The organism is Litchfieldella rifensis (assembly GCF_042646605.1).
GTDB lineage: Bacteria > Pseudomonadota > Gammaproteobacteria > Pseudomonadales > Halomonadaceae > Litchfieldella > Litchfieldella rifensis.
The window spans coordinates 1-3,278 of record NZ_JBHRUG010000025.1 but is presented as its reverse complement, the minus strand read 5'-3'; the positions used below and the strand labels follow the sequence as shown (position 1 = coordinate 3,278).

Here is a 3,278-nt window from a genome sequence, read left to right as displayed (position 1 = left end):
TGGAGTTCAGCCTGCCCGAGCTGTTCAAGGAAGCCACAATGCACCACGGGGATATATCGACGGATCAAGCGCTGGGAACATGAGGATGTGCTCGAGTCGGCACAATATCGACTGGATCAGAAGCCGGAAATGATGCGTCTCAGGCGCCAGACAGTCGAGCACCCGTTCGGAACCCTGAAAGCCTGGATGGGGGCGACGCATTTTCTAACCAAAACTCTCGAGAACGTCAGCACGGAAATGAGCCTTCACGTGCTGGCGTACAACATGAAACGCGTCATGAACATCCTCGGCACCAAGCGTCTGATTCAGGCGATGCGGGCATAATGTGCCTGCTGCCCTTGTCGCTTCTATAGCGGGCTCTGCCGCTCTCCAGAGAAGCTTTCTCGGGGAACATTATTTTGAATAACCTCGGATGTGGCGATGATGGAGGCGCTAAGAAGCGTCTCGTTGGCCGCTGTGAGTGGCTTCATCGCCAAATACCGGTATAGGCGGTGGGCTTTTGTGTTTTCACACAGCCTCGGCCGAGGCTGTGTGAAAACTTTTGAAGCATCCCGCGCCGGTCAAAATTTGATCAATACAGGTGCTCTCTCGAAAATTCTGAGGAGGGTTGCATGGAAAAACTACTCCAGATTTCGCGTACAAACGTCTTCCTCAGGAGAGCCCAAGAGTTTTCACACAGCATGGACCCAAAGCGGACCTCTCAGGAAATCCTGCGCACAGGATTATTGAAGATAGGCTGAAAAGGTATACTTAATGTTATAGAGAAATAGTGGATTGCATGTGGTAAATCTGACGCGTTTATTGGATGAACGAGTATGCACGTTCATCCAATAACAGAACGTGCGGTCTAATCACTGTTATGCCTGCAAGATAAGCGGAGTGCCTTCTCATGACTGAAGAAGAATCCGAGGAAAGAACCTGCAATCTCAGTGTAATGCTGTCTGGGTATGGTGGCATACAAACTTGGTATGATGCAAAAGTTGGGCTAAGGCGACAAATGACGTTGCTTGGACGGATCAATGATCCCCATCGCGCACCATTTGGGGATATCGATGGGCACTTCCCGGATTCGGCCTTCCACAACCAGACCGCTCGTTTGAATATCTACTCACCAGTCGATCCAGCGTGGCTGGATGAGATTCGCACCTCACTGGGGGACAGCGATGCTTGCGGCTGTGTTGCCGTTAGAGCGGGCGTCGAACCCGATCGCTTCGAAATTGAGGGTGAGGTGGTCGAGGCCGCGCCTGTCACAGTGCGCTTGGATATGAGCGCCGACGCGTTTGAAGCTATTCAGCGTCAAGCCGCGGATGCTAACGACCATAATCGCATCATGTGGGCTAAGGTTGCCCTCTCTGGAGTAGCGGTTCCGGAAACGGATAGCCACTTCACCTTCTTAAAAGACCTCGACGTATCAACGGCTGAGGAGTATGCAGTCACGGGCTTCGAGATATTTGACACGCGCTATTTTGATCATATGCGAGGCCGAGTTCTACAAGTTGAGCAAAACCGTGACGAAGGCTATGGCGCGTATATTTCGGTACTGCTTACTGAAGCACGCTATGAAATGCACACCGAGCGTGCTCTTATCCATGCGATTTCATGCGAGGGTCGCGTAATCAACAGCAGAGGCAAGCCTTACGATGGTGCAAACGTTTCTATCGAGTTTCGTGAGTTTGAACCGAACCAACTAGAAGGGCTATCCAAAAGGGCCTTCTTCGGAAGGTTTGGCTATTGGCCGAAGCAGCCAAGTGAAGTGCATTCCTCGCATCAGTTTACATTTAACCTGCACTACGTCCCCGATGACGCTCGCGATCTGCTGGTTCCTATTCTCTGTCAGCAACATTCGACGCAGGTGGTTCTCACCATCAATCTTACGAAAGAGGAAAAGGATCTGCTGGCCGTGACGGATAAGATGTGGGGGGACATCCGGCACTACAGCTTTGAAGTGCGACAAGATATTCTCAACAAGGCATAACAATACCGTGGAGCCTGACGCCAAAATTCGCTGAGCTTTTTTTGGCGCGGCTCACGGCAGGAGTTATGCATTGATGAATTCTAGGAGTATCCGACAATGAATGATCGATGGGGTATCAGCATCGATATTGAAGGCTTCTCAACAAATTTCGAGAACAGCGAGGATAGAAAGACATACGCAATTCTCGCTATCGGCGAACTGATGAGTGCCATCTATCGCATTGGCTCTTGCTATTACCCTGGCACGCCTGAAAATAACTTTTGCGAAAGACTCTTTGCCCACCAGTTCGGTGATGGGTTCCTCGTGTGCTCAGACTTTCATGAGCCAGATGTGTCAAGGGCTATAGCTATAGCAGTAGCTCTAATGCGCCACATGACTCTGAACGGTTACGCGGCCAAGTCGGCCATTTCGACGGGAGACCTGTCGGATATAAACGGCTGTTACCCTCAGCCAATGCGTAGTGCGCCAGAGGATCGATTGGACATGGGGATGGGTTTGATGACCATCATATCTGTCATGGGAACGGCCCTAACCAAGGCGCACAAGCTAGGAGGTGGTGCGAAAGGGGCGGTTTTGGTCGTGGACAAGCACCTAATGGAGAAGGGGCTTCCTGAAGGTATTAAGATCTGTCACCCATCCGGAAACTGCATTGACTGGATATCAAGCAATCTTCCATTGGCCGACGAGATTGCGCAAAGATCCCAGCTTTCATTAGCAAGCACGGATGAGCTATGTGCAAAGCTGAAAGCCTACTGTGGCGCGGAGCCTGTCCCGCCGTCGTCATGGATTAAGGCAACCCTTGGGGGTGTTAGCTGTAATGGCGAAAAACAATCGGCTGTTGTCGCCCCTTCGGGGTTGGGATGGCCTTTTCGCCGCTTGGCGGCTACAGTCCTCGCAAAAGCCAGGCGTTATATCAGAATACGCTGAAAGTCAGCTTCTGGCCGCTTGCTGTCTACCAGTGATTTCTTAATCAGCTCCTATATCCCTTTCGGTCACCTGAAATAACCTGCCACTCGTCGCCATTCCACCTACCAATCGCAGCTAAAGCAGCTCTTACAGGGACTTCGTTCCTGTCTTTGGGGCAGGGGGCCGCTTGCCGTCTGTCAGAGGTTTCTTGATTAGCTCTATGTCCCTTTCTGGTCGTCTGAGATAACCCTGCCACTCATCGCCATTCCCACCTATCGATTGCAGCTAAAGCAGCTCCTTGTATGTTGACACCATATGAGTTGCTAGAGTTAGGCACCCGTTACCGGGGAGGCCGTCCGCTCCTGGAAGCAGCCTCGTCTGACTTCGTCTGTAGAGG

3 protein-coding genes are annotated in these 3,278 nt (G+C 51.6%); all 3 read left to right on the top strand.

Annotated elements, in window-relative coordinates; translation table 11 throughout:
- A partial coding sequence (locus ACFOEV_RS11695; protein ID WP_386774085.1) for a transposase occupies positions 1–324 on the top strand: 324 nt, incomplete at its 5' end.
- A 565-nt stretch (positions 325–889) separates the two neighbouring features.
- Positions 890–1,975, top strand: a complete 1,086-nt coding sequence (locus ACFOEV_RS11690; RefSeq protein ID WP_386774082.1) for a hypothetical protein — start codon at positions 890–892, stop codon at positions 1,973–1,975.
- A gap of 96 nt (positions 1,976–2,071) precedes the next feature.
- Positions 2,072–2,902 carry a hypothetical protein gene (locus tag ACFOEV_RS11685; RefSeq protein ID WP_386774080.1) on the top strand — a complete coding sequence of 277 codons (831 nt, stop codon included), beginning with the start codon at positions 2,072–2,074 and terminating at the stop codon, positions 2,900–2,902.
- The last annotated feature ends 376 nt before the right edge of the window (positions 2,903–3,278 follow it).

What these genes read in the sequence shown, in the direction of transcription:
- ACFOEV_RS11690 (WP_386774082.1), top strand. Translation starts at nt 890, where the DNA reads ATGACTGAAGAAGAATCCGAGGAAAGAACCTGCAATCTCAGTGTAATG.
- ACFOEV_RS11685 (WP_386774080.1), top strand. Translation starts at nt 2,072, where the DNA reads ATGAATGATCGATGGGGTATCAGCATCGATATTGAAGGCTTCTCAACA.